Source organism: Pseudomonas sp. (assembly GCF_017744435.1).
In the GTDB taxonomy this organism is placed as follows: Bacteria; Pseudomonadota; Gammaproteobacteria; order Pseudomonadales; family Pseudomonadaceae; genus Aquipseudomonas.
The window spans coordinates 40,451-67,287 of the sequence record NZ_JAGIBG010000026.1 but is presented as its reverse complement, the minus strand read 5'-3'; the positions used below and the strand labels follow the sequence as shown (position 1 = coordinate 67,287).

24 protein-coding genes are annotated in these 26,837 nt (G+C 63.5%); 9 read left to right on the top strand and 15 right to left on the bottom strand.

The annotated features are described in order from the left end of the window. The first annotated feature begins 1 nt into the window (after position 1). The 6 genes from J7573_RS17705 to J7573_RS17680 are packed head-to-tail and all read left to right on the top strand — an operon-like array spanning position 2 to position 6,059. Positions 2 to 2,917, top strand: coding sequence for a monovalent cation/H+ antiporter subunit A (locus J7573_RS17705; RefSeq protein WP_294338044.1), 2,916 nt, complete (start codon positions 2 to 4; stop codon positions 2,915 to 2,917). Next, positions 2,917 to 3,261 (top strand): Na+/H+ antiporter subunit C, encoded by a 345-nt coding sequence (locus tag J7573_RS17700; RefSeq protein ID WP_003250128.1) that lies wholly within the window; start codon positions 2,917 to 2,919, stop codon positions 3,259 to 3,261. The genes J7573_RS17705 and J7573_RS17700 overlap by 1 nt, the downstream gene beginning before the upstream one ends. Then, a complete protein-coding gene (locus J7573_RS17695) occupies positions 3,258 to 4,937 on the top strand; it encodes a monovalent cation/H+ antiporter subunit D (RefSeq protein ID WP_294337975.1) in 1,680 nt (559 codons plus the stop codon). The genes J7573_RS17700 and J7573_RS17695 overlap by 4 nt, the downstream gene beginning before the upstream one ends. After that, complete coding sequence (locus J7573_RS17690; protein WP_294337973.1) at positions 4,934 to 5,422, top strand: Na+/H+ antiporter subunit E; 489 nt, start codon at positions 4,934 to 4,936, stop codon at positions 5,420 to 5,422. The genes J7573_RS17695 and J7573_RS17690 overlap by 4 nt, the downstream gene beginning before the upstream one ends. Then, positions 5,419 to 5,697 carry a K+/H+ antiporter subunit F gene (locus J7573_RS17685; RefSeq protein WP_103446664.1) on the top strand — a complete coding sequence of 93 codons (279 nt, stop codon included), beginning with the start codon at positions 5,419 to 5,421 and terminating at the stop codon, positions 5,695 to 5,697. Before J7573_RS17690 ends, J7573_RS17685 begins: the two co-directional genes overlap by 4 nt. Continuing rightward, the gene (locus J7573_RS17680; RefSeq protein WP_294337968.1) at positions 5,694 to 6,059 is read left to right on the top strand and encodes a Na+/H+ antiporter subunit G; all 366 of its coding nucleotides are present in this window, start codon (positions 5,694 to 5,696) and stop codon (positions 6,057 to 6,059) included. Before J7573_RS17685 ends, J7573_RS17680 begins: the two co-directional genes overlap by 4 nt. 11 nt (positions 6,060 to 6,070) lie before the next feature. On the opposite strand, the gene J7573_RS17675 is transcribed toward J7573_RS17680, so the two are convergent. From J7573_RS17675 to J7573_RS17620, 12 genes are all read right to left on the bottom strand, one after another. Beyond that, on the bottom strand, positions 6,071 to 6,283 hold the full coding sequence (locus J7573_RS17675) for a hypothetical protein (protein WP_294337963.1): 213 nt from the start codon (positions 6,281 to 6,283) through the stop codon (positions 6,071 to 6,073). Continuing rightward, the gene (locus J7573_RS17670) at positions 6,280 to 6,750 is read right to left on the bottom strand and encodes a hypothetical protein (RefSeq protein WP_085673022.1); all 471 of its coding nucleotides are present in this window, start codon (positions 6,748 to 6,750) and stop codon (positions 6,280 to 6,282) included. The genes J7573_RS17675 and J7573_RS17670 overlap by 4 nt, the downstream gene beginning before the upstream one ends. A 511-nt stretch (positions 6,751 to 7,261) precedes the next feature. After that, positions 7,262 to 7,456 carry a hypothetical protein gene (locus tag J7573_RS17665; protein WP_159411346.1) on the bottom strand — a complete coding sequence of 65 codons (195 nt, stop codon included), beginning with the start codon at positions 7,454 to 7,456 and terminating at the stop codon, positions 7,262 to 7,264. 186 nt (positions 7,457 to 7,642) lie between these two features. After that, positions 7,643 to 8,047: a TraR/DksA C4-type zinc finger protein gene (locus tag J7573_RS17660; RefSeq protein ID WP_027919101.1), complete on the bottom strand. Its 405-nt coding sequence runs from the start codon at positions 8,045 to 8,047 to the stop codon at positions 7,643 to 7,645. Between the two features lie 317 nt (positions 8,048 to 8,364). Continuing rightward, on the bottom strand, positions 8,365 to 9,138 hold the full coding sequence (locus J7573_RS17655; RefSeq protein ID WP_294337945.1) for an enoyl-CoA hydratase: 774 nt from the start codon (positions 9,136 to 9,138) through the stop codon (positions 8,365 to 8,367). A 13-nt stretch (positions 9,139 to 9,151) separates the two neighbouring features. Next, positions 9,152 to 10,279, bottom strand: coding sequence for an acyl-CoA dehydrogenase (locus tag J7573_RS17650; RefSeq protein ID WP_294337942.1), 1,128 nt, complete (start codon positions 10,277 to 10,279; stop codon positions 9,152 to 9,154). 8 nt (positions 10,280 to 10,287) lie between these two features. Further along, positions 10,288 to 11,481, bottom strand: a complete 1,194-nt coding sequence (locus J7573_RS17645; protein WP_294337937.1) for an acetyl-CoA C-acyltransferase — start codon at positions 11,479 to 11,481, stop codon at positions 10,288 to 10,290. Between the two features lie 11 nt (positions 11,482 to 11,492). Further along, positions 11,493 to 12,260: an SDR family NAD(P)-dependent oxidoreductase gene (locus J7573_RS17640; protein WP_294337934.1), complete on the bottom strand. Its 768-nt coding sequence runs from the start codon at positions 12,258 to 12,260 to the stop codon at positions 11,493 to 11,495. Between the two features lie 13 nt (positions 12,261 to 12,273). Continuing rightward, the gene (locus tag J7573_RS17635) at positions 12,274 to 13,920 is read right to left on the bottom strand and encodes an acyl-CoA synthetase (RefSeq protein ID WP_294337931.1); all 1,647 of its coding nucleotides are present in this window, start codon (positions 13,918 to 13,920) and stop codon (positions 12,274 to 12,276) included. Between the two features lie 90 nt (positions 13,921 to 14,010). Continuing rightward, on the bottom strand, positions 14,011 to 18,504 hold the full coding sequence (locus J7573_RS17630) for an NEL-type E3 ubiquitin ligase domain-containing protein (RefSeq protein ID WP_294337928.1): 4,494 nt from the start codon (positions 18,502 to 18,504) through the stop codon (positions 14,011 to 14,013). Between the two features lie 69 nt (positions 18,505 to 18,573). Further along, positions 18,574 to 19,596, bottom strand: coding sequence for an AraC family transcriptional regulator (locus tag J7573_RS17625; RefSeq protein ID WP_294337925.1), 1,023 nt, complete (start codon positions 19,594 to 19,596; stop codon positions 18,574 to 18,576). A 38-nt stretch (positions 19,597 to 19,634) separates the two neighbouring features. Then, entirely contained in the window at positions 19,635 to 20,498 is an 864-nt protein-coding gene (locus tag J7573_RS17620; protein ID WP_294337924.1) for a LysR substrate-binding domain-containing protein, read from the bottom strand. Positions 20,499 to 20,610: 112 nt separating this feature from the next. On the opposite strand from J7573_RS17620, the gene J7573_RS17615 reads away from it, so the two are divergent. Both J7573_RS17615 and phnX read left to right on the top strand, forming a co-directional pair. Further along, entirely contained in the window at positions 20,611 to 21,717 is a 1,107-nt protein-coding gene (locus tag J7573_RS17615) for a 2-aminoethylphosphonate--pyruvate transaminase (RefSeq protein WP_294337922.1), read from the top strand. Between the two features lie 35 nt (positions 21,718 to 21,752). Further along, entirely contained in the window at positions 21,753 to 22,580 is an 828-nt protein-coding gene (phnX, locus tag J7573_RS17610) for a phosphonoacetaldehyde hydrolase (protein ID WP_294337919.1), read from the top strand. 108 nt (positions 22,581 to 22,688) lie between these two features. Here phnX and J7573_RS17605 read toward each other — a convergent pair whose 3' ends face one another. Then, positions 22,689 to 23,249 (bottom strand): NAD(P)H-dependent oxidoreductase, encoded by a 561-nt coding sequence (locus tag J7573_RS17605; RefSeq protein ID WP_060512767.1) that lies wholly within the window; start codon positions 23,247 to 23,249, stop codon positions 22,689 to 22,691. A 158-nt stretch (positions 23,250 to 23,407) separates the two neighbouring features. Between J7573_RS17605 and J7573_RS17600 the strand changes: the two genes are divergently transcribed. Continuing rightward, the gene (locus J7573_RS17600) at positions 23,408 to 23,626 is read left to right on the top strand and encodes a hypothetical protein (RefSeq protein ID WP_027919089.1); all 219 of its coding nucleotides are present in this window, start codon (positions 23,408 to 23,410) and stop codon (positions 23,624 to 23,626) included. On the opposite strand, the gene J7573_RS17595 is transcribed toward J7573_RS17600, so the two are convergent. Further along, entirely contained in the window at positions 23,610 to 25,859 is a 2,250-nt protein-coding gene (locus tag J7573_RS17595; RefSeq protein ID WP_294337915.1) for an Orn/Lys/Arg decarboxylase N-terminal domain-containing protein, read from the bottom strand. The two genes, J7573_RS17600 and J7573_RS17595, sit on opposite strands and share 17 nt — an antisense overlap. 175 nt (positions 25,860 to 26,034) lie before the next feature. Further along, positions 26,035 to 26,793 carry a DNA polymerase III subunit epsilon gene (gene dnaQ, locus J7573_RS17590; protein WP_294337913.1) on the bottom strand — a complete coding sequence of 253 codons (759 nt, stop codon included), beginning with the start codon at positions 26,791 to 26,793 and terminating at the stop codon, positions 26,035 to 26,037. Positions 26,794 to 26,837: the final 44 nt, after the last annotated feature.

Genomic DNA, 26,837 nt, shown 5'->3' with positions numbered 1-26,837 from the left:
TATGTCATTGATAGTGCTACTGCTTCTGCCGTTCGTGGGCAGTTGCCTGGCAGCTGTGCTGCCACACAACGCACGAAACGCCGAGTCCATCCTTGCCGGGCTCGTGGCCCTGGTCGGCACCGCCCAGGTAGCACTGCTGTACCCTCAGATTGCCGATGGCGGCGTGATCCGCGAAGAACTGCTGTGGCTACCCAGCCTGGGCATGAACCTGGTCCTGCGCATGGACGGCTTCGCCTGGCTGTTCTCATTGCTGGTACTGGGCATCGGCACCCTGGTGTCGCTGTATGCACGCTACTACATGTCGCCTCAGGACCCGGTGCCACGCTTCTTTGCCTTCTTCCTGGCATTCATGGGCGCCATGCTCGGCCTGGTGATCTCCGGCAACCTGATCCAGCTGGTGTTCTTCTGGGAGCTGACCAGCCTGTTCTCGTTCCTGCTGATCGGTTACTGGCATCACCGCGCCGACGCCCGCCGCGGCGCCTATATGGCCTTGATGGTCACGGGGGCCGGTGGCCTATGCCTGCTGGTCGGGGCCCTGCTGCTCGGCCATGTGGTCGGCAGCTACGACCTGGACAAGGTCCTGGCTGCCGGCGAAACCATCCGCCAGCACGCACTGTACCCGGTGCTGCTGCCGCTTATCCTGATCGGCGCACTGAGCAAGAGCGCACAATTCCCCTTCCAGTTCTGGCTGCCCCATGCCATGGCAGCACCCACTCCGGTTTCCGCTTATCTGCACTCAGCAACCATGGTCAAGGCTGGGGTCTTCCTGCTGGCGCGACTCTGGCCAGTGCTGTCAGGCAGTGAAGAATGGTTCTGGATCGTTGGCGGTGCGGGTGCCATCACCCTGTTGCTGGGCGCCTTTGCCGCGATGTTCCAGAACGACCTCAAGGGCCTGCTGGCCTATTCGACCATCAGCCACCTGGGCCTGATCACCCTGCTGCTGGGCCTCAACAGCCCGCTGGCCGCGGTCGCCGCGGTGTTCCACATCCTCAACCACGCCACCTTCAAGGCCTCGCTGTTCATGGCCGCCGGCATCATCGACCATGAAAGCGGCACCCGTGACATCCGCCGCCTGAGCGGCCTGATCCGCCTGGTGCCCTACACCGCGACCCTGGCCATGGTAGCCAGCGCCTCGATGGCCGGCGTGCCGTTGATGAACGGCTTCCTCTCCAAGGAAATGTTCTTTGCCGAAACCGTGTTCATCAACTCCACCGCCTGGGTCGAAGCGACCCTGCCGGTAATCGCCACCCTCGCCGCTACCTTCAGTGTCGCCTACGCCCTGCGCTTCACCGTCGACGTGTTCTTCGGGCCGACGGCAAAGGACCTGCCGCACACGCCGCACGAGCCACCGCGCTGGATGCGTGCACCGGTCGAACTGCTGGTGCTCACCTGTCTGGTGGTGGGTATCTTCCCGGCCCAGTCGGTCGGCCCGCTGCTGGCCGCTGCCGCACTGCCGGTGGTGGGTGGCACGTTGCCGGAATACAGCCTGGCCATCTGGCATGGCTGGAACGCCCCGCTGATCATGAGCCTGGTGGCCATGTGCGGCGGTATCGTCCTCTACCTGTTGTTGCGCAACCAGCTGCGCCTTGGGCGCTTCCCGTATCCGCCGCTGATCGAGCGTTTCAATGGCAAGCGCCTGTTCGAACAGGGTCAGGTGCGGCTGATGCTGCTGGCGCGACGCATCGAGCGGTTGCTGACCAGCCGCCGCCTGCAGTCGCAATTGTTCATGCTGGTGCTGGCAGCCTTCCTCGCCGGCCTCACACCGCTGCTGTACAGCGGCCTGAGCTGGGGCGACCGGCCGAAGATTCCGGGCTCCGGCGTGTTCGTCGCGTTGTGGCTGATCGCTATCGCCTGCGCCATCGGTGCTGCCTACCAGGCCAAGTACCACCGCCTGGCCGCGCTGATCATGGTCGGCGTCTGCGGCCTGATGACCTGCATCACGTTCGTCTGGTTCTCTGCTCCGGACCTGGCCCTCACCCAGCTGGTGGTCGAGGTGGTCACCACGGTACTGATCCTGCTCGGCTTGCGCTGGCTGCCACGGCGTATCGAAGGCGTCTCGCCGCTGCCCGGCAGCCTCGACCACGCCCGCGCCCGACGCCTGCGCGACCTGCTGCTGGCGGTGCTGGTTGGCGGCGGCATGGCGGCGCTGTCGTACGCCATGCTGACCCGGCCAACGCCCAACGACATCTCGTCGTTCTACCTCAGCCGTGCCCTGCCGCAAGGCGGCGGCACCAACGTGGTCAACGTGATGCTGGTGGACTTCCGCGGTTTCGATACTCTCGGCGAGATCACCGTGCTGGTGGCCGTGGCACTCACCGTGTTCGCCCTGCTGCGGCGCTTCCGCCCACCGAAGGAGAGCATGCAGTTGCCGGCCCAGCAGCGCCAGCTGGCCCCCGATGTGGTCACCGACCTGATCAACCCACGGCATGCCACCGACACCGCGCTTGGCTTCATGATGGTGCCAGCCGTACTGGTGCGCCTGCTGCTGCCAATCGCCCTGCTGGTGTCGATGTACCTGTTCATGCGTGGCCATAACCAGCCGGGCGGCGGTTTCGTTGCCGGCCTGGTGATGTCGGTAGCGTTCATCCTCCAGTACATGGTGGCCGGCACCCAGTGGGTCGAGGCACAGATGAGCCTGCGGCCGCTGCGCTGGATGGGCACCGGGCTACTCTGCGCGACCTTGACCGGGGTCGGTGCCATGCTGCTCGGCTACCCGTTCCTCACCACCCATACCGCCCACCTGCACCTGCCGCTGCTCGGCGACGTGCACGTGGCCAGCGCGCTGTTTTTCGACATCGGCGTGTACACCGTGGTGGTCGGCTCGACCCTGCTGATCCTCACCGCCCTGGCGCACCAGTCGGTGCGCGCCTACCGCCCGGGCAATCCGTCGAAGTCCAGCCAAGCAGGAGCCGCCTGATGGAAGAAGTCATTGCAGTCGCCATCGGTGTACTGGCCGCCTCGGGGGTGTGGTTGATCCTGCGCCCGCGTACCTACCAGGTGATCATGGGCCTGTGCCTGCTGTCGTATGGGGTCAACCTGTTCATCTTCAGCATGGGCAGCCTGTTCATCGGCAAGGAGCCGATCATCAAGGACGGCGTGACCCAGGACCTGCTGCACTACACCGATCCGCTGCCACAGGCGCTGGTGCTCACCGCCATTGTCATCAGCTTTGCCATGACCGCGCTGTTCCTGGTGGTGCTGCTGGCATCGCGCGGCCTGACCGGCACCGACCATGTGGATGGCCGGGAGCGTGACGAATGAGTGGCATGAGTCAACTGATCGTCGCCCCCATCCTGCTGCCGCTGCTGACGGCGGCGGTGATGCTGTTGCTGGGTGAGAAGCATCGCCGGATCAAGGCGCGCCTGAACCTGCTGTCCACCTTCACCGGGCTGGCCATCGCGGTCTGTTTGCTGCTGTGGGTGCGCACCCAGGGGCAGGCGGAATCGATCGGCGTCTACCTGCCCGGCAACTGGCCCGCGCCCTTTGGCATCGTGCTGGTGGTGGATCACCTTTCAGCCCTGCTGCTGACCCTGACCGGCGTGATCGGCATCAGCGCCCTGCTGTTCGCCCGCGCCCGCTGGGATGGTGCCGGCGCCAGCTTCCATGCGTTGTTCCAGATCCAGCTGATGGGCCTGTATGGTGCCTTCCTCACCGCGGACCTGTTCAACCTGTTCGTGTTCTTCGAGGTGTTGCTGGCCGCCTCCTACGGCTTGCTGCTGCATGGCTCGGGCCGTGCGCGGGTGCGTGCCGGGCTGCATTACATTGCCATCAACCTGTTTGCCTCATCGCTGTTCCTGGTTGGCGCGGCGATGCTGTATGGCGTGACCGGCACCCTCAACATGGCCGACCTGGCCCTGAAGGTCCCGCTGGTACCAGAAGCCGATCGCGGCCTGCTGCATGCGGGCGCGGCGATCCTGGCCATCGCATTCCTGGCCAAGGCCGGCATCTGGCCGCTGAATTTCTGGCTGGTGCCCGCCTACGCCTCGGCCAGTGCACCCGTCGCCGCGCTGTTCGCCATCATGACCAAGGTCGGCCTGTATGCCGTACTGCGCCTGTGGACCTTGCTGTTCTCCGGGCAGGCCGGTGCTTCGGCGCATTTCGGCGGACAGTGGCTGGTCTACGGCGGCCTGGTCACCCTGGCTGTGGCGGCGGTGTCGATACTGGCCGCACAGCGCCTGGAGCGGATGGCCGCGCTGAGCATCCTGGTTTCTGCCGGCACCCTGCTTGGCGCGGTCGGTTTCGCCCAGTCGGCGCTCACTGGCGCAGCGCTGTTCTACCTGGTCAACTCGACCCTGGCGCTGTGCGCGCTGTTCCTGCTCGCCGAACTGGTCGAGCGCTCGCGCTTGGCCAACGAAGCGCCGCTGGATGAAGAAGAAGACGCCATACCTTCACCGCTCGAGTCGCTGCACCCACCCAAGGGCATCAACCTCGACGACGATCAGAAGGTGGTCATCGGCCAGATCATTCCCTGGACCATGGCGTTCCTCGGCCTGAGCTTCATCGCCTGCGCCCTGCTGATCATCGGCATGCCACCGCTATCCGGGTTCGTCAGCAAGCTCAACCTGATCAGCGCGCTGTTCAATCCGCAGGGCCTGGGCATGCCAGCCGATCAACCCCTGTCGACGGCGGGCTGGGTGCTGGTGGCCTTGCTCATTCTCTCGGGCATGGCCTCGCTGATCGCTTTTGGCCGGGTCGGCATCCAGCGCTTCTGGAAGCCCGAGGAACGCCCCTCACCCGTGCTGCGTCGCTATGAATGCCTGCCGATCGTGATCCTGCTCGGCCTGTGCATCATCCTCAGTTTCAGGGCTGAACCGCTGCTGCGCTATACCCAGGACACGGCGGCCAGCCTGCAGGCACCGGACGCCTACATCGAAGCGGTGATGGCTGCCCGTCCTGTCCCCGGCCCGACCACTCTCGACGTACAGGTGCAGCCATGAGCCGACTGTTCCCCGCGCCGCTGCTGTCCGCTGCACTGTTCGTGCTCTGGCTGCTGCTGAACCTGTCGGTCAGCCCCGGCAACCTGTTGCTGGGCGCAGCACTTGGCGTGCTGGCCCCGCTGCTGATGGCACCGTTGCGCCCACAATACGCGCATGTGCGTAAACCCTGGGTGGTGGCAAGGCTGATTGGCCGGGTCGGCATCGATGTCATCCGTTCCAATCTGTCGGTAGCCATTGGCGTGCTGCGCGCCGGGCAACGTCCGCCACGCTCGGCCTTCGTGCACATCCCGCTGGACCTGCGCGACACCCACGGCCTCGCAGCACTGTCGATGATCACCACGGTGGTGCCCGGCACCGTGTGGTCTGAGCTGGCCCTGGACCGCAGCGTATTGCTGCTGCATGTGTTCGAACTGGATGACGAAGCGGCCTTCATCGAGCACTTCAAGCTCACCTACGAACGCCCGTTGATGGAGATTTTCGAATGACAGGCCTGCTCGCCAACGCAGTCCTCGCCAGCCTGTTCATCTTCGCCCTGGCCATGGGCCTGGCATTGATCCGGCTGTTTCGCGGCCCCTCCGCCCAGGACCGGGTGCTGGCGCTGGACTACCTGTACATCCTGGGCATGCTGACGATGCTGGTGCTGGGGATCCGCTATGCCAGTGACACCTACTTCGAGGGTGCACTGCTGATTGCGCTGTTCGGCTTTGTCGGCTCGTTCGCCCTGGCCAAGTTCCTGTTGCGTGGTGAGGTGATCGAATGACCGAAACCCTTGAACTGCCGTTCTGGCTGGAGCTGATCACTGCCGCCCTGCTGCTGATCGGCAGCCTCTTTGCGCTGATCGGCGCCATTGGTCTCCTGCGGCTGAAAGACTACTTCCAGCGCATGCACCCGCCGGCACTGGCATCGACCATCGGCGCCTGGTGCGTGGCGCTGGCGTCGATCATCTACTTTTCCTGGCTCAAGGATGGCCCGGTGCTGCACGCTTGGCTGATTCCGATCCTGCTGTCGATCACGGTGCCGGTCACCACCCTGCTACTGGCCAGGGCGGCGCTGTTCCGCAAGCGCATGGCGAAAGAAGCCGTACCCGAAGAAGTGAGCAGCGGCCGCGATCGCGGCAACTGAAACGGCTGGGCTCAGCCCTGGGCAAGGCGCTGCAACTCGCGTCGCACCATGGCGGCATAAGGTGGAGGGCCCAGTTGATACAGCTGGGCCGCTACCCAGCTCAACCAGCCCGAGCCCATCGCCTCACGTTGCGCCAGCAGGCGCTGGGCCTCGGCGATGGCTTGCGCCTGGTGCTGCCGATGAAACTCGGCACGCGTCCCAGGCACTTCGTCACTTTCGCTCATTCACTGGCCTTGAAGGTGGTCAGCTCACCCTTGCGCCACTTGGCGACCTTGCCGGTCACCGCCTTGAGCAACTTGCCCAGGCCTTCCTGAACCTGTTGTTGTGCGGCGAACACCAGCATCACGCCCTGGCCTTCGCGGAACACGATGCCCTCGCCTTCCGGCACCGAGACAAATGCGTAGTCACCTACACCGTAGACGTTCAGCTTGATTTCGCGAAAGCGCATTTCCAGTTTGCCCCCTTCGCGGCTAGGCAAAACGGCGGCGCGGAAGTGATCGCCGACTTTCAATTCGAGGCGCTGCTTGTCATCGACTACCAAGGCGCTCTCGGTGTCGATCTCGGCCATGTACAGGCCTTCTGGGTTCTGCTCGGTGACATAGATGAAACGGCCCTGAAACAGCTTGGCCAACTTGCCGCGCAAATCGCCCAAGGCAAACAAGGCGTGGGTATCCAGTGTACTGACTGCCAATGAAGTAATCCTCAAACCGGTGACATCCGCCCTCACTCGCAGTCGGTGAGGCACGGCCATTTCAATTCGATAGGCGAAAAGAATAATAAAGTGATACACGAAACGTCTGTGCCCGCAGGCGATGCAGCGCGCAGGAAACTTTACTCTGGCTTGCCAGATATAGCCTCAACACAGGCTTTCGGCAGTTTCCCTGTCAGGGAAGCGTAATGTCTGACAACAAATCCGCCAGAAAAGATGCGATAGATAACTGCAAGCCCCTCGGCAGAACGGGCTCAGGCATCCATCAGCGCATTACCGGGGAATGAATATGCACGAAAACACTGAAATCCGTCGAGAGGTAAAGAACATTTCTTACCTCGCATGCGCCAATAACAGACCACGTTACATCGTCATACCCGCAGGTATCGAGTTCTTCCACGTTACCGAAAGCGCCACTGGCAGAGTCAAGGGCTTTCGCCGCTTGCACCGCGACGCCTGCGCATTGGCTCGCAGCCTGGAAGCCTGAAACCGTTCAGGCGGCGTGGCCATCTTGCATGAGCTGCAGCCAGGCCGCCTGACATTCCTTGGCCTCGCCACGGGTGGCGAACGCGGTACCACGGCGCTCGCCATTGACCAGGACCACCCAACAGACCCGCTTGCCCAATGCCTGCAAGCTCGCTGGCACACCTGAACCGATCATCACCGCTACATCGACCCGGCTGTTCATCATTCCCTCCGGCACTTAGATAGCACCCTAACGATAAGGTCATGATACGCCCAGTGGCTGCCGTGTAACAGCGCATCCTGGTACAGCAGTGTTACGCCTTGAGCAACAAATAGCGCGAGGCCTTTCCCGCAAGAAACGCAAAAAGCCCCAGGGATCGCTCCATGGGGCTTGGCACACTGCGTCCGGTCAGACCTGACGCTGGTGGCGGTCGAGCTGCTCGTGGCGCTCCTGGGCTTCGATGCAGTACTTGGTGGTCGGGCTGATCAGCAGACGCTTCAGGCCGATCGGCTCACCACTGTCATCGCACCAACCGAAGCTCTCGTCGGAGATTCGGTCCAGGGCCATTTCCAGCTGCGGCAGCAAGCGCTGGTCGCGGTCGATGGCATTCACCAACCAGCTGCGCTCTTCCTCGACCGACGCCACGTCGGCAGGGTCCGACGGGGTGTCCAGGCCTTCGATGGTGGCGCGGCTCAGTTCGATGCGTTCATGGGTTTCGACTTTCATCGCCTGCAGCAGGCCAGCAAAGAAAGCCAGCTGGTCAGCGTTCATGTAGTCATCGGCCGACATGGCCAGCAACTGTTCCTTGGTCATCGATTTCTCTATGAAAAAATGTGCATTTGGGCGATTCAGGTGCCGCCGACGCCTTGGCATCGGCAGCGGAATTCTTCAAGCGCCAACCGGCACTCTTTTACAGGGGGCGGCAGTCTAAGGCGCCACGTCGCCTTGAGCAACAGCAATCATGGGAGAAATTGCCCGAAAGGGGCTGGAATCCGCCCGCTGGCACCCTTGCCGGCCCCGCAAAGAAAGCGCCACGGTATACCAAGCTATACCGTGGCGCCGACCAGCCCGCTTCATGCATCCGGGCAAAACACTGTGCGAGGTGCTGCCGTAACAGTGCCTCGCTCGCTTCAACGATCCTTGAATTGTGCTTCGCGCTTGGCAATGAAAGCCGCCATGCCTTCTTTCTGATCTTCGGTGGCGAAGGCAGCATGGAACACCCGGCGCTCGAAGCGCACACCTTCGCTGAGGGTCATCTCGAACGCGCGGTTGACGCTTTCTTTGACCATCATGCTGACCGGGATCGACTTGCTGGCGATGGTGGTGGCGACCTTCAGCGCTTCTTCCAGCAGCTCTGCCTGCGGCACGATGCGCGCGACCAGGCCGGCACGTTCGGCTTCCTCGGCGCCCATCAGGCGGCCGGTCAGGCACAGTTCCATGGCCTTGGCCTTGCCCACCGCGCGGGTCAGGCGCTGGGTACCGCCCATGCCCGGCAGCACGCCGAGGTTGATTTCCGGCTGGCCGAACTTGGCATTGTCGGCAGCGAGGATGAAGTCGCACATCATCGCCAGCTCGCAGCCACCGCCCAGGGCGAAACCGGAGACTGCGGCGATGATCGGTTTGCGTCGGTTGGCGATGCGGTCGGAATCGCTGAACAAGTCTTCCACGTAGATCTGCGGGTATTGCAGCTCGGCCATTTCCTTGATGTCGGCACCGGCGGCAAATGCCTTGGCAGAACCGGTGAGCACCACGCAGCCGATGTTCGGGTCACGCTCGAGCTGGTCCAGGGCCTGGTTGATCTCGCCGACGATCTGCGCATTCAGCGCGTTCAGCGCCTGGGGGCGATTGAGGGTGATCAGGCCGACCTTGCCGTGGATGTCCAACAGGATGGTTTCGAATGCCATGCAGTCTGCTCCTTCAAAGATTGCGCGCAATGACCATGCGCTGAATGTCGCTGGTGCCTTCGTAGATCTGGCAGACCCGAACGTCGCGGTAGATCCGCTCCAGCGGGAAGTCGCTCAGATAGCCATAACCGCCCAAGGTCTGCAAGGCATCCGAGCAGACCTTTTCGGCCATTTCCGAGGCAAACAGCTTGGCCATCGACGCTTCTACCAGCGCCGGGCGCCCGGCGTCACGCAGCGCGGCCGCGTGCAGCACCATCTGCCGGGCCACGGCAATTTTCGTGGCCATGTCGGCCAGGCGGAAGGCCACGGCCTGGTGTTCGATCAGTGGCTTGCCGAAACTCTGCCGCTCATTGGCGTAGTCACGGGCCGCTTCGAAGGCCGCGCGGGCCATGCCCACCGCCTGCGAGGCAATGCCGATGCGACCGCCTTCGAGGTTGGCCAGGGCGATCTTGTAGCCCTCGCCTTCCGCGCCCAGGCGGTTGGCCACCGGCACGCGCACATTGTCGAAGACAATCTGGCAGGTATCCGAGGCATGCTGGCCCAGTTTGTCCTCGACCCTCGCCACCTGGTAGCCCGGAGAGTCGGTGGGGACAATGAAAGCGCTGATGCCACGCTTGCCGGCATCCGGATCGGTCACGGCGAAGACGATCACCACGCCGGCATTCTGCCCGGACGTGATGAACTGCTTGCTGCCGTTAAGCACGTAGTGGTCACCCTCCAGCCGTGCACGGGCCTTCAGGCTGCTGGCGTCGGAACCGGCCTGCGGCTCGGTCAGGGCGAAGGCACCCAGCATCGAGCCCATGGCCAGCGGGGTAAGGAACTGCGCCTTCTGCTGCTCGTTGCCGAACCGCAGGATCGGTACGCAACCCACCGAGTTGTGCACGCTCATGATGGTCGAACAGGCACCGTCACCGGCAGCGATCTCCTCCAGCGCCATGGCGTAGGCCACGTACCCGGTGTCACTGCCGCCCCACTGCTCCGGCACCAGCATGCCGAACAGGCCGAGTTCGGCCATTTCCTCGATGGCCTCCTTTGGGAAGCGATGTTCCTTGTCCCATTGCTCAGCGAACGGTCTGAGGCGCTCCTGGGCGAAGGCACGTACCGCGTCGGCGATCTGTTGTTGCTCGTCAGTTACCAGCATGGTTCACCTCAATACAGGCATTCGACTGCCATGGCCGTGGCCTCGCCACCGCCGATGCAGATGGCAGCCACGCCGCGACGCAGGTTGTTCTGGCGCAGGGCCGACAGCAGGGTCACCAGAATACGTGCACCCGAGGCGCCGATCGGGTGGCCCAGGGCGCAGGCGCCACCGTGGATATTAACCTTGTCGTGTGGCAGGTCGAGGTGCTTCATGGCCGCTAGGGTGACCACGGCAAACGCTTCGTTGATCTCGAACAGGTCGACTTCGCCCAGGCTCCAGCCGGTTCGCTTCATCAGTTTGTCGATGGCACCGATCGGCGCAGTGGGGAACAGTGCCGGGGTATCGGCGAACGCGGCGTGGCCGTGGATTACCGCCAGCGGCTTGAGGCCACGCTTGTCGGCTTCGGAGCGGCGCATCAGCACCAGCGCTGCAGCACCGTCGGAGATCGAGCTGGAGTTGGCAGCGGTCACCGTGCCCCCTTCGCGGAAGGCCGGCTTGAGCTGCGGGATCTTGTCCAGGCGTGCCTTGGGCGGTTGCTCGTCGTCCTTGACGACGCGCTTCTCCTTGCCCTCGGTGACCTCTACCGGCACGATCTCGGCGGCAAAGCGGCCGCTTTTGATAGCGTCCTGGGCGCGGGTCAGCGAGGCGATGGCGAACTGGTCCTGGGCTTCGCGGCTGAAGGTATTGGCCTGGGCGCAGTCTTCGGCAAAGGTGCCCATCAGGCGACCCTTGTCGTAGGCATCTTCCAGGCCGTCCATGAACATGTGGTCGATGATCCTGCCGTGGCCCATGCGGTAGCCGCCACGGGCCTTGTCCAGCAGGTACGGTGCGTTGGTCATGCTCTCCATGCCGCCGGCCACCACCACATCGGCGGTACCGGCCAGCAGCAGGTCATGGGCCATGATCGCCGCCTGCATGCCCGAGCCACACATCTTGTTCAGGGTGGTGCAGGTGGTGTGCTTGTCCAGCCCGGCACCGAGCGCAGCCTGGCGTGCGGGGGCCTGGCCTAGGCCTGCGGGCAGCACGCAGCCGAACAACACCTGCTCGACGCTGGTGGCGTCGATGCCAGCGCGCTCCACCGCACCGCGGATGGCCGCGCTGCCGAGCTGCGGCGCGGTCAGGCTCTTGAGGTCGCCCTGCAGGCCGCCCATGGGCGTGCGTACGGCGCTGACGATAACGATCGGGTCATTGGCGAGGGTCATGTGCGTTCTCCTTACTTGGCAGCCATGCGCAGTGCGCCGTCGAGGCGGATCACCTCGCCGTTGAGCATGCTGTTCTCGATGATGTGGCGGGCCAGCGCGGCGTATTCCTGAGGGCGACCCAGGCGCGGCGGGAACGGTACGCCAGCCGCCAGCGAGGCACGTACCTCATCGCTCATGCCAGCCATCATCGGGGTTTCGAAGATGCCCGGGGCGATGGTCATCACGCGGATGCCAAAGCGCGCCAGTTCGCGGGCGGTCGGCAGGGTCAGGCTGGCGATGGCGCCTTTGGAGGCCGCATAGGCGGCCTGGCCGATCTGGCCGTCGTAGGCGGCGATGGACGCGGTGTTGATGATCACCCCGCGCTCGCCGTTGTCGTCCGCCTGGCCTTCGGCCATCGCCGCTGCCGCCAGGCGCAGCAGGTTGAAGCTGCCAATCAGGTTGACGTTGATGACCTTGGCGAAGCTGGCCAGACCGTGTGGGCCTTGCTTGCCCAACACCTTTTCAGCACCGACGATACCGGCGCAGTTGACCAGCCCGTGCAGGCTGCCAAAGGCGCTGACAGCCGAATCGACCGCCGCCTGGGCGGCCTGTTCGTCGCTGATGTCAGCCACCGCGAAGCGGGCGTTGCCACCCAGTTCGCGGGCCTTGGCCTCGACGGCCTGGGCATTGAGGTCGACCAGCATGACCTTGGCGCCGGCCTCGACCAGCATCTGCGCGGTGGCAGCACCCAGCCCGGAGGCGGCGCCGCTGACGATGAAGTGTTTGTTGGCTATCTGCATGATCGGGTTCCTTTCAGACGCTGGCAGGGGTGGCCTGTTGCGCATGTTGTTTGGCGACTTCCTGATTGCGCAGGATGAAGCGTTGCAGCTTGCCGCTCGGGGTCTTGGGCAGCTCGCTGACGAATTCGATTTCACGGGGGTAGGCATGCGCGTAGAGGCGCTGGCGCACATGCTGACGCAGGGTTTCTTCCAGCTCGGCGCTGCCCTGGCAACCACTGGCCAGTACAACGAAGGCCTTGATCAGTTCGGTGCGCTCGGGGTCCGGCTTGCCGATCACCGCCGCTTCGATCACCGCCGGGTGCTCGATCAGCGCGCTTTCCACGTCGAAAGGACCCACGCGGTAACCCGAAGTGGTGATCACATCGTCGCTGCGGCCGACAAAACTGATGCTGCCGTCCGGGTTGAGCTCGACCGTGTCGCCGCTGAGGTAGTACTTGCCGACAAAGGCCTTGGTCGGCAAACCGTGGTAGCCGCCGAACCAGCACAGCGGCGACTGCTCGCGATCCACCGCCAGAATGCCTGGCTGGCCGGCTGCCAGTTCATTACCTTGTTCGTCCAGCACCACGATGCGGTGGCCAGGGATGGCGAAGCCGGCCGAGCCCTGGCGCACCGGGTGCTGCAAGCCATGGTGATTGCACAGCACCATGCCCAGCTCGGTCTGCCCGTAATGGTCGTGGATGGTTACCCCCAGTTCGTCGGCGAACCAGCGAATCACTTCGGGGTTGAGCGGTTCGCCGGCACTGCTGACGACCCGCAGGCGGCCCTTGATCGGTGCCGAAAAGCCATCGCCAGCAGCAATGAGCAAACGGTACGCCGTGGGCGAACCGGCCAGGTTGGTTATGCCCAGCTTGTCGATCACCCGTGCGCAACTGTCGACGCTGAACGGGCCATCGTAGAAGGTGGTGGCATGGCCCAGCGCCAACGGCCCGGTGACCGCGTAGTAGAGGCCATAGGCCCAGCCCGGGTCGGCCAGGTTCCAGAAATGGTCGTCGGGGCGCAGGTCGATGGCGTCACGCATGTAGCCCTGGAAAGCGACAATGGCGCGTAGCGGGACCTCCAGCGGTTTGGCCGGGCCGGTCGTGCCAGAGGTGAACATCAGCAGGAACGGATCGTCCCCCGAGCGCATCACCGGCTCACACACATCGGCTGCAGCCTCCAGGCACTGGCGAAAGTCCAGTTCACCACTACGGGCCTTGACCGTGATGATCGTCGGGCAACCCTGCACTTCGTCGAGCTTGGCGCGGTTATGGGCGTCGGTGACCACCACCCGGGCGTGGGACTGCTCCAGGCGGTGCTCGATGGCTTTGGGGCCGAAGGCCGTGAACAACGGCTGGTACACCGCCCCCAGGCGCCAGGTGGCGAGAATCGTCACCAGCAACTCGGCGGTGCGCGGCATCAGGCCGGCGACCCGATCGCCAGGGCCCACCCCTTGCGCCTTGAGCACATTGGCGAAGCGGGAAGCCTGGATCTTGAGCTCATCGAAACTGTAACGGGCACCGTTGCCATCACGGTCTTCGCAGACCAGCGCCAGCTTGCCGGCACCGGCATGGCGGTCACAGCATTCGACACAGGCATTGAGGGCCGCAAGCTCGCCATGCAGCGCCGCAGCAGCGGCCTGGGCATGGTCGAACGCACGAGCGGCCTCGGCATAATCGCGCATCGTCGGACTCCTGGTTTCTTGTTTTTGGAGTTGAACCATCGGTCCGACGATGTTCGCGCCGCTCAAGCTCGGCGGCAATGGCCTAAGCCGTCAATCTGGATGACTGGTTTGGCCGCTTTCCAGGACTTGCGTCGTCAGCAGTATTTTCACGCGCGACAGACTGGCAGCCCGATTGACGCTCAACGCATCCCACTGCTCCTTGTATTGCAGGTCGCTCAATGCAGCGCGAGTATCATCCAGCTCCTCCCCGAGCTCATCGAACTCATCTTCCATGGCCTTGAACTCGTCTGGATACTGGGCTTTAAGCCAGGTACTCCAGAATGACTGCTCGCTGAGAAATCGCGCCTTGGCCTCGACGGTTTCTGCCGCCCTCACATAGGCTCGCGCCTGGGCAAGTTGGGACGAGTTACCACCACTGACCATTTCGAACCGCATCGAGGCTGGCTGCCCTGGAAGCTGCATTTCCTGCGCCAGATGGACGATGTAGTACAGCCTGGCCTCTATCTGGTCCATTTCAGGTGTAGTCCGCAGTCGTCGCTCGATATCGCCATGTATGTACGCCTCGAGCGTTTTCAGCCGAAACAGCCCTTCTCCCAGCTTAAGCACCTCGTTCTGGCCCGGCGCCAAACGCTCGGCCTTGCTGACCAGCATCCGCAGCTGCAGATCGGCAAAGCGTTCTGCAACACTGTCAGCGCAAGTGATCGGCTCGCCGGCAATCAATCGCAGTTCTTGCGCCAGATCGGCATCGGCATCCATTGCATTCAGCAGATCCCACACTTGGCCGGTAAGGACTTCGCGATGGGCGGTATTCTGGAAGTCGGCACAGTGACGCAACCCACTCAGTATCTGCAAAACGCTGTCTTCCTGATCTGGACCATGGGCAGGAAACAGTCGGTCCCAACACGCTCTGCGCTCCGCCGCCTGCTCCCCCGTGACCCACAGCGCACTGGCCGAAGGCACCGGGTTCAGCGCTTGGTCCTGGCCGTGCTCGCGATGTGCCGGGCGCGCGTAGAAGCGCTCCAGCTGCACGCGTTGAATCGCGTTGCGCTCCAGCTGGATGGACTCACGAAACGCATAGGGCATGCGCATGATGGCGTCGGGTATGCCGGTCAGGATATTGGAATTGAGGTTCACGACACGAAGCAGGCCACAGTTTTCCAACCCGACTGGCCACTCCAGCAATCCGCAATGCGACAGGTGCAGCCGCCGCAGCGCCGGTGCCTGGGTAAAGCGCAGCGTCAGCCTGCGCAGAGGATTGAAGCTCAAGTCCAGTGAAACCAGGTTGTGATGCTCCTGCAGGATGTTGGTCGCCGACTCATTCCACCTGATGCGGTTGTAGGAGAGCTGCAGCCTTTCCAGCTGCCCCAGGTAGCGAATACCGGCGGGCAATGCCTGCAAGCCGTTTCTCGAAAGATTGAGCCGCTGCAGCCCGCTGAAGCAGCTGAAGAACGACTCAGGCACGCTCTGCATTGGCGTGTTGACCATCAACAGGGACGTCACGAAGTGGAAATCGAGCTCCTCGGCCAGTTCAGGCAACGCAGTGACCTGACAGCCGCTCAGATCGAGGATGTAACCTTGGCCCGACATATCCTCCAGGTCCATTTCCAGTTGCCTGCGCCAAGCCGCACGCAGTCTGTGCGACATCTGACGGCGTGCGGGCCGCTCAAGCTCTGGCGATTCGACAATCCAGGCACTGAGATGTTCTTCGAGCATCTGTTGGTTGCGCTCTTCGAACACCAGTTGCTCGTACGGATCTTCGGCGTCCAGCACTCTGTCCATATGCGCTTGAATGACTTCGGGACTGTCACCTAGATAGAGTGCGGCCACGCGACGTCGTATCCGTGCAGAGGCTCCTCTCTCGCTCGAAACACCACCTCCCAGCGGATAGCCCACACGGCCATCGGGCAGGCGCAGCCCTGGGTTGAACCAGCCCTTCTTTTCAACGAGCCCCATCAGGCCCAGCAGCTTCGAATGCTCCCCAGGCAACTTGCTCAACAACAATTGCCGTAAGCCATCGGCCGGATCTGCCTCGCCCAGGCCAAGCCGGGTGCACTGTGAGGGCTCAAGCAACGTACAAACGGCCTGGAAGAAGTCATCCGGCTCAGCGGGCTGCGCTTCCAGAGCCAGGCCACGGCTGTCATAAAGGCCAAATTCCCCATCACGATGCACCAGGATTTTTTGCGTCGATTCGGCTGACTGCGGGTTGAGCACCGCCAGCAAGCGCCCCGACGACGAGTTTTCCCGGAGTTCCAGGCGCGTCTTGAACGACCAATGCTCAACCCGCTCGAACAGATTGAAGGCCAGTTCACCCGCACCATCGCTATAGGCATTGCGCAACATCAAACCCTGCTGGGCCCGGTTGAGCCTGGCAAGCTGCAACAATGATCGGGCCCTTTGCGCCACGGACAGCGGCAGCCGCTGCCTTACTTCGATCACCTCACGTTCCGGGCCGGTCAATGTAGCGACCAATGCGTTGACATAGTCAGGAGGCAAACCTGAAAAATCACGCAAGATGACCTGTGCAGCCACATCGCTGGGTGGCTCGGCATAGGTCAGATGATCGAACAGCCCTGTGCGTAGCCGGCTGGCATTTTCACTGATTGCGACGTTGAGCTGCTCCGTATCCAGTGCGGAAAACTCCGGACGCTGCTTGCACCATGCACGTAGCACCGGGTCAGCGAATCTCGTACCGGAAGGATCGGCGTCGGCAAGGAACCGGTTTACCCGCTCATCAGCCTCAAACCGACGTAACGTGTCACGCAGGTTGGCTGGCAAGGCACGGTTTTCGATTGCAATCCCACGTAACTCATCGACATCACTGCACGCGGCTTGCAGCACTTGCCGGGCTCGCACCGAATCAAGCGGACGTTGCTGGGGCCAGAGCCGATCCAGCAGCTTCGCTTCATCGCTCCAAGCCTGCGGTACTTCGTCACGCAAGCGCCAGAAGCGCTCACCGTTGCACTCGACAACGGGGCCATAGGCATCAGGTCGCACGGGATGCCGCAGGCGCCATGGCCCACGATCCTCAGCCATATGGACCTCGTAGTAGTGCTCGTTCAGCCGCAACAGTCGCCGCTCGCCGTCGTAGTAGAGACCGTCCTCGTTCAGCACAGAGCCCTCTGCCGAAGTCCGATAGGCGCTCAGGTCATCACTCCACAGACGCAGAGCGTCATAGCCAACCGCCACAGGCTCGAGGCCATCGACAAAGGCACTGCGCGAGAACGCTCCGGCAGCGGCCGCCACGTTCGCGGCGACGTCGAGAATGTGCTGCAAGGCTTCGTGGTCATGCCCCTGCGCCCAATCCTCGATGCCCTCGAACACCTCTTTGCAGACGTACGTCACCAGTTGCGCGAGCAACAGCGTGCCGACCACGGGTATGAAGAACCCTGCCAGGTTGGCCAGCCCCCACCCCAGAGACTTCCACGCGTCCAGGCGTTCGCGGCTGGCCTTGGCATCGACATCGGCCGTAGGGACCAAAAGCAGTCTGGCATCTGACTTGGCACGCTCGATCTGCGCATCGACCCAACGGCTGAAAACAGGGGCCGGGTGTGTCTCTCCCTCCAGTTCCAGGTCCGGCACATCATCCTTGAGTCGCGTCAGCAAGGTGGTGAAGAAAGCAGCGCGGTCCCCCAGCGCGATCAATTGAATGAAGGCTGCGAGCCGGGCTTCGTCCTTCAGGGCACTGACCATTTCCGTGACCCAAGCCATTTTGGAGACGAACCAGCGCAAGGGCTCCGGCTCGCCTGGCATGTAGATGACAACGCCTGCGTCGCTGTCTTCAGCACCGCGCAGCTGCACAAACAGCGCTTCATGCACGCGCACGCCGAGCATGGACATCAGGCCAGGATACGCCGTGAGTGTGGGCACATCGCCCGCTTGAACCGCTGCTGTTTGCACCTCAGGGCCGTGCTCGACGCTGTCGCTGATACAAGCGAGTAAAGCATCCCTGACGCTAGGTTCGATTGCACCCTTGAGAAAAGCGATATGCAGGGCCAGCCTGAAACCTGCCAGCTTGTCGTCCACGAGCAGCGCTGCGTTCTGCTTGAAGGTAGTGTCCAGTTGAGCTTGGTAAAGCCCCCCGACATCCAGCCGTCGGCAGGTTGTGATGAAGGTCTCCAGATTACCCGACAGCACTGTATTCGAGCCTGCGGCAACCAGACCACTGCCCTCCAGCGGCGTAACACCTGTCGCGAAGTTCTGCATCAGGCGCGGCAAGGCCGGTTGCAATCTGAATTCGTCCTCCAACCGAGGCACTGAAACGCCCTCTTGCTTGCGCACCTTGTCCTGCCACAACAACTGACTCAACCGATGGCCGTTTGGCACAATGCCTGCCGAGGCAGCAGAGAACGCAGCTTCAGCGAACGCGTGCGGCCGCGACGCGCCGGCTGTCGCGGCGTTTGCCTTTTCCTGGGTTTTCTTGTGTTCGAGATACAAGCTGCGCAACTTGCGGATATCTGCCAGAGAGGCGTTTGTGATCCATTCCGGCGTTCGCTTATGGATGAAGGTATCCGTAACCTTTTGGCTGATTTCAGCCTCGCTGACAGGGCGCTCGTTCGGGACCTTGGTGAATTTACGGTTATGCACGGGCTGCTCCAACTCAAAGGGAACGCACACTCTTTCAGTGCTTGCCCAGCCGAATCAGAGGGAACTGACCTACCCGTGAACGCCGCGTGCCTGGGCCAGCGCGCGGTAGTGCCCAGGATTGCAACCGAACCATTTACGAAACGCCTTGTAGAACGAACTGCTGTCGGCAAAGCCCAGGCGCGCGGCAATCTCGCCCATGCCAGGCTCCGCCTGGCTCAACCAGGCGATGGCCAGCTCACGCCGCACGCTGTCCTTGAGCCCCTGATAGGTCTGCCCCTCCTCTGCCAAGCGGCGGCGCAAGGTGGAAGGTGACAGGCACAGTTGCCCTGCCAGGGCATCGCCATCGGGCCAGTGATTGGGGTCCAGGTGCAGCAAGTCATGACGGATGCGCCGCCCCAGGCTGGCGGCATCACGGTATTTGACCAGGATGTTGCCGGGGGCCTCGGCCAGAAAGCGCTGCAGTTCCTCGGGCGTACGCCTGAGCGGTTGGTCGAGGCTGTCGGCGGCAATGATCATGCGCGTGCGCGGGCGCTCGAACTGCAGGTTGTCCGAGAACATCACCCGGTAATCATCGCAGAACGGTGGCTCGGCGCAGCGCAAGTCGATTGCCAGGATCGGAATGCGCCGACCGGCCAGCCAGCAGGCCACGCCGTGCACAATCATCCAGAAGGTGAAATAGGTGAACGCACGCCGCGGCGCATCGCGCGGCTCGTTGATGACAATTTCGGCGAGCCCCTGCTGGCGTACCAGGCTTGGCTGCAGGTCTTCCAGCATCAGCGACAGGAAGGCCAGCGCGGTGTCCAGCCCTGCGCTCAGCGTCGGCTGGGCCATGCTCGCCCGGCACATGAACGCCAGGCTGCCGCTGCGCAGGCCGCGTGGGTCCATGGCGAAGAATTCGTCATTGCAGCGCCGCGCCAGCAGGCGCCAGAGCCGCGCATAGGCCTCGGCACTGACCCGTGCGGCAGGCGCCTGCAACTGCCCGGCGTCGATCCCGGCGCGGGCCAGCAGCGCGGCATCCGGCTCGCCCGCCGGGCAGGTCTGCAACAGCGCCTCACGTACCAGTTGCATGGAGATGGTGTCTTTTTCGCTCATCGGCATTCCATTCGCTGAGGCTGGCATCTTAGGCTGGCTCAGAGGCTGGCCGCCAGGCCCAGGAACGCCTGGTTCAGGCGCAGTTCGCGGCGCCGTTCCAGGCAGCCGACCATGTGCTGGTTGAGCAGGCCCTGGCCGCTCAGAGGCCGCGCCACCACCCGCGGGTCGTTGGCCACCTCGGTCGATGACACCACGCCGATGCCCAATTCCGACGCCACCGCCTCGGTCACCGCCTCGCGGCTATCCAGCTCCAGCTGCACCCGGGGCTGCACACCGGCTGCATTGCAGGCCTTGTCGAACGTGCGACGTGTTGTCGAACTGGGCTCACGCAGCACCATGATCTGCTGGTGCAGTTCTGCCAGCGGCAGGTCGCTGCCCACCTGTGCCCAGGCGTGGCCCGCCGGCAGCAAGGCGCACAGGCGCGACTCGCAGAGGTTCTGCAGGTACAAGCCCTTGCGTGGCTCGATCTCGGTCAGCACTGCCACGTCGGCATGCTCGCTGAGCAATGCCGCCAAGGTCTCCTGGGCATTGCCCAGGCGCAGGTTGACGGTAATGCCCGGGTAACGCTCACGCAGCAGCGCCAGCATCGGCATGACCCGGTGCGGGCCATCGGCCGCCACCTCCAGGCGCCCGGTCAGCAGCTGCCGGTTGGCTTCGAGCATGGCCTGGGCCTCTTCGGCCAAACCGAACATGGCCCGGGTGATGGCCGCCAGGCGGGTGCCTTCCTCGGTCAACTCGACCCGCCGCGCAGTACGCCGCAGCAAGGTGATCTGGTAGTGCTCCTCAAGTGCCTTGACGTGCCCGGTCACCGCCGGCTGGCTGATGAACAGGCGTGCGGCGGCGCGGGTGAAGCTGCCTTCACGGGCGACGGCATCGAAGGCACGCAGCTGGAACAGGTTCATATCTATCGGCCTGACTTATAGCTTTGATAACGACAAACAATTTGATTGATGAGAGCGGGAATTGCAACCTAGGCCTCGTAGTTTCAGCCCACCGCTTGTGAGGAATAACGGAATGAGCAATGCCCCGATCCTGCTGACCCCCGGTCCCCTGACCACATCAATCCGCACCCGCCAAGCCATGCTCGTGGACTGGGGCTCCTGGGACCGCGACTTCAACCAACTGACCGCCAGTGTCTGCGAACAACTGCTGGCGATCATCGACGGCAGCGCCAGCCACCACTGCGTGCCCCTGCAAGGCAGCGGCACCTTCGCCGTGGAAGCGGCCATCGGCACCCTGGTGCCGCGTGACGGCAAGGTCCTGGTCCTGATCAACGGTGCCTACGGCCAGCGCCTGGCGAAGATCTGCAAAGTGCTGGGCCGCACCTACAGCACCTTTGAAACCGCCGAAGACCAGCCAACCACCGCCGCCGACGTCGACCGCCTGCTCGCCGCCGACCCGGCCATCACCCACGTGGCACTGATCCACTGCGAAACCAGCACCGGCATCCTCAACCCGCTGCCAGAGATCGCCCAGGTGATCAAACGCCACGGCAAGCGCCTGATCATCGACGCCATGAGCTCGTTCGGCGCGCTGCCGATCGATGCCCGCGAAATCCCCTTCGAGGCGCTGATCGCCGCTTCCGGCAAGTGCCTGGAAGGCGTGCCGGGCATGGGCTTCGTCTTCACCGAAAAAACCGCCCTGGCCGCCGCTGAAGGCAATGCCCACTCGCTGGCCATGGACCTGCACGACCAGCACACCTACATGGCCAAGACCGGCCAGTGGCGCTTCACCCCACCGACCCACGTGGTCGCGGCCCTGCATGAAGCCCTGCAACAGTACAACGAAGAAGGCGGCCTGCCAGCGCGCCACCAGCGTTACGCCGACAACTGCAAGACCCTGCTCGACGGCATGGCCGCCATCGGCCTGCGCAGCTTCCTGCCGGCCGAGATCCAGGCGCCGATCATCGTCACCTTCCACGCGCCGAACGATGCCCGCTACCAGTTCAAGGAGTTCTACGAGCGGGTCAAGGCCAAGGGCTTCATCCTCTACCCGGGCAAGCTGACCCAGGTCGAGACCTTCCGCGTCGGCTGCATCGGCGTGGTCGGTGCCGATGGCATGCAGGCCGCCGTCAATGCCGTGGCCGACGTGCTGCGGGAAATGGAAGTGCTGGACATCTAACCCCTTTGCCCACCCGTTTTCAGGAATTAGCGCACATGAACTACAGCAATCCTACCCAGCTGCAAGCCGCCATCCTCGACTGGGCCGGCACCGTGGTCGACTTCGGCTCCTTCGCCCCGACCCAGATCTTCGTCGAAGCCTTCGCCGAGTTCGACGTGCAGGTGTCCATCGAAGAAGCCCGCGGTCCGATGGGCATGGGCAAGTGGGACCACATCCGCACCCTGTGCGACGTGCCGGAGATCGCCGAGCGCTACCGCAAAGTGTTCGGCCGTACCCCGAGCGACGATGACGTCACCGCCATCTACAACCGCTTCATGCCATTGCAGATCGAGAAGATCGCCGTGCACTCGGCGCTGATCCCTGGCGCCCTGGACACCCTCACCGGCCTGCGCCAGGAAGGCCTGAAGATCGGCTCGTGCTCGGGCTACCCGAAGGTGGTGATGGACAAGGTGGTGGAGCTGGCAGCACAGAACGGCTACGTCGCCGACCACGTGGTGGCCACCGACGAGACCCCGAATGGCCGCCCATGGCCGGCCCAGGCCCTGGCCAACGTGATTGCCCTGGGGATCGATGATGTGGCGGCGTGCGTCAAGGTCGACGACACCGTGCCAGGCATCCTCGAAGGCCGCCGTGCCGGGATGTGGACCGTGGCCCTGGTGTGCTCGGGCAATGCCCTGGGGCTGACCTGGGAAGGTTACCAGGCGCTGAGCGCGGAGAAACTGGAGAGCGAGCGCAAGCGCATTCACGAACTGTTTGCCGGCTCGCGGCCGCACTACCTGATCGACACCATCAACGACTTGCCAGAGGTGATTGCCGATATCAATCGCCGCCTGGCCAAGGGTGAGATGCCGCAGGCCTTCTGACAGACCGGTGTATGGCCATTCGCGGGCACGCCCGCTCCCACAGGGCAGCACAATTTTTGTGGGAGCGGGCGTGCCCGCGAATGCGTCGGCTCAGGAAACAACGATGGATCAGACCGCCCGGTTCAACTTCACCCAGGAAGCAAACTTGTCGATAAAGCCCTGCAGGAACGGCCGGGTCTTGTCACTGAGCTTACCGCCTTCATCGAACAGGCTGGCCGCCCCACCGATGTACGCTTCAGGCATCTGCATGCACGGCATGTCGAGGAACACCAGCGACTGGCGCAACGCATGATTGGCACCAAAGCCGCCAATGGCGCCCGGCGACACACTCGCCACCGCCGCCGGCTTGCCACTCCAGGCGCTCTGCCCGTAGGGCCGCGACCCCACGTCGATGGCGTTCTTCAGGCCACCCGGGACCGAACGGTTGTACTCCGGGGTGACGAACAGCACCGCATCGCTACGGCGGATCTCATCACGAAAACGCTTCCACGCCTCAGGCACGCCCTCGGCCTCGACATCCTCGTTGTACAGCGGCAGGTCGCCGATCTCGACAATCTTCAGGGCAAGGCTGGACGGCGCCAGCTCCGAAAGTGCGCGGGCCACCTTGCGGTTGTAGGAGTCCTTGCGCAAGCTGCCGACGACAACCGCTACCGAATACACCTGGCTCATGGCGTGATCCATCCTTTGCTGGAAAAAGGGACGTCAGTAGTTATAGATGACCGTTCCTCGGCGGCCTGGATTTTTTTCCATCGCGCTAAAACTTCCAGGTATCTTTTACGGTCTATCACTGCAGACATTTCCTACGTAATTCAGAGGTTTCCCCCCAAATGGCAGCAGTAATGGTCGGCCAATTCCACGCCCGTGACGCCGAAGGCCGTATCTACCCCGTCCACGAATTCCAGGAGTCCACCCTGCAGGCGGACGGCAGCGCACTAGGTGCCCCGATCACCACCTACCGCCTGGCCATCGGTGACCGCGTCAACCACCTGGGTGAAAACCGCTTCGAACTGGCGCAGACCGGCGTCGAGATCATTCGCATTCCCTGATGCAGTCGACCGTGTACTGGCCGCTTTCATTCTGCAGGCCATGCACATCGGCGACAAAGCCCGGGAAGCCACTGTTAAAAGCCCGGGCGAACGCCAGGTAATCGAGGATCGAGCGGGTCGCTTCGGTGAACCGCTCGCCCGGCATGATCAGCGGAATACCCGGCGGGTACGGCACCAGCATCACCGCAGCGACCCGCCCCAGCAATGCTTCGATCGGCACCGCTTCCACTTCCCCGCGCACCATCTGGTCATAGGCCCGCGCCGGACTCACGGCCACTTCCGGTAGACGTGTGAACAAACGCTTGAGCTGCTTGGCTGTGGCATTGGCACGGTAGCAGTCATGCAACTGATCGCACAGGTCGCGCAGGCCCAGGCCCTGGTAACGCGCGGCATCGACCGCGACGACGCTCGGCAGGCAGGCACTCAGCGCCGTGTTGCCGTCGTAATGGCGCTTGAACTCCAGCAGCTCGGTGAGCAGCGTGCTCCACTTGCCCTTGGTGATGCCCATCGAGAACAGCACCAGGAAGCTGTACAGGCCGGTCTTCTCCACCACCAGCCCACGCTCCCAGAGGAACTTGCTGACCACCGCCGCCGGTATGCCGTGCTCACCCAGCACGCCACCGGCGCTGAGCCCAGGCATCACCAAGGTTACCTTCAGCGGGTCAAGCAGGACGTAGTCGTCCGCCACTTCGCCAAAGCCATGCCACTCGGCCCCCGGCTGCAGCAACCAGTCCTGCGCCGCCAGGCGCTGGATGCCCTCCGCCGCTGGCGGCTGCCAGATACTGAACCACCAGTCCTCGGCGGCGATGTGCTCGCGCAGGTTGGCCAGGGCGCGGCGGAAACTCAGGGCTTCGTCGAACATCTCCTGCAGCAGCGAGCGCCCGGCCGGGCCTTCCATCATGGCCGAAGCCACGTCCAGCGAAGCGAGGATGCTGTATTGCGGCGAGGTGGAAATATGCATCATGAACGCTTCATTGAAGCGGTCGCGGTCCAGCTGGCGCTGGGCGCCGTCCTGCACATGGATCATCGACGCCTGGCTGAAGGCGGCCAGCAGCTTGTGGGTGGAATGGGTACTGAACACCAGCGGGCTGCTCTCGCTGCACGCAGTGCCCATGGCGTAGCGGCCCTCGAAAAAGTCATGGAACGCCGCATAGGCGAACCAGGCCTCGTCGAAGTGCAGCACCTCGACGCTGCTGCCCAGGGCCTGCTTGATCAGCCCGGCGTTGTAACACAACCCGTCGTAGGTGGAATTGGTCACCACCGCCAGCTTGATCCGTGGCTCCCGCCCTGCGGCCAGCGGGTTGGCCTGGACCTTGGCCTGGATCGACTCGGGGCTGAACTCGCTGAGCGGAATCGGCCCGATGATGCCGAGCTCGTTGCGCTCCGGGCACAGGTAGATGGGGATCGCGCCGGTCATGATGATGGCGTGGACCACCGACTTGTGGCAGTTGCGGTCAACCAGCACCAGGTCATCGCGGCCCACCATGGCATGCCAGACGATCTTGTTGGCAGTGGAGGTGCCATTGATGACGAAAAAGGTGTGATCAGCACCGAAGTTGCGCGCTGCACGGGCCTCGGCTTCGGCCAGGGGGCCGGTGTGATCGAGCAGCGAGCCCAGCTCCGGCACCGAGACGGACAGATCTGAACGTAGGGTGTTTTCGCCGAAGAACTGGTGGAATGCCTGGCCCACCGGGCTCTTGCGGTAGGCCACGCCGCCGCCGTGCCCAGGTGTGTGCCACGAGTAGTTGGACTGGGCGGTGTGTTGCACCAGGGCCTTGAAGAACGGCGGCAGCAGCCCGTCGAGGTAGTTGTGCGCAGCACGTGCTACCTGGCGGGCGAGGAATGGGACGGTGTCTTCGAACAGGTAGAGGATGCCACGCAGCTGATTGAGCTCGCTCATGGCCTCGGCGGGGGCGTTTTCCAGGGTGACCTGTTCGCCCAGGGCAAAGATCGGCAAGTCCGGTGCACGCAGGCGGGCCAGGCGGATCAGCTCGGCCATGTTCTGCAGCAAGTGGGTGTTGTCACCGACGCCTTCGGCGGCGATCAGCATGCAGGCCAGGCCGTGGTGGGTGGTGGCGACCAGGCGCGCCTCGGTGTGATCGGCAGCCTTGATGATGGCGAAGCCATCCTGGCTCAGTTCCTCGGCGATGCCGCGGATGCGCTCGCCGGCAACGCTGTCGGCCTTGATCGCACGGTGGACGATGAGGATGGGGAACTTGAGGTCCTTGTACATCCGGCTGCTACCCTCGCAGGACTTGTTGTCCTATTGAGGTTAGTTGGCCTTGCGCTGCCTGTAGCGCCCTCTTCGCGGGCAAGCCCGCTCCCACAGGATTATCACTGGACCTGAGGGTGATGACATTCCTGTGGGAGCGGGTTTACCCGCGAAGAGGCCGGTACAGGCTTACGGATCAGCCAGCCGGTGTCTCGGTCAGGGCCTGCCACATCGAAGGCCCTCCCGCCGACTTGGCCACCGCTGCCAGCCGCTCGGCATGCGCCTCCAGCTCTTCGGCAGACGCCATGATCACCCGCCCAGGCGCACGCCCGACGATGCGGCGGATCTCGCTGCCACCGGCGCCCTGCCCGTCACCGTCAGCGTCTGCCCCGTGCCCTGCCAGCGACAGGCTGGTCTGGCCACCGGTCATCGCCAGGTAGACGTCCGCCAGCAACTCGGAGTCGAGCAATGCGCCGTGCAGCTCACGGCCAGAGTTGTCGATGTCGTAGCGTTTGCACAGCGCATCGAGGCTGTTGCGCTGCCCTGGGTGGCGGGCACGGGCCAGCAGCAGGGTATCGAGGATGGTGCAGTGGTTGGCGATGTCGGCGCGGTCGCCCTGCCCCAGCAAAGCGAACTCGTTGTTGATGAAGCCGACGTCGAACGCCGCGTTGTGGATGACCAGGGTGGCGCCCTGGATGAATTCGAAGAACTCTTCGGCGACATCGGCGAAGCGCGGCTTGCCGACCAGGAACGCATCGGTGATGCCGTGGACGTTGATCGCGCCCTCGTCACTTTCGCGGTCGGGCTGCAGGTAGACGTGGAAGTGCCGCCCGGTCAGGCGCCGGCCCATGACCTCGACACAGCCGATCTCGATGATCCGGTGGCCTTCACTGACCGGCATACCCGTGGTTTCGGTATCGAGAATGACCAGGCGTTTATCTTGCTGCTGCTCCACGCGGGGCGCTCCAACTTGCATCAGTTACAAAGGCTGCGATTGTA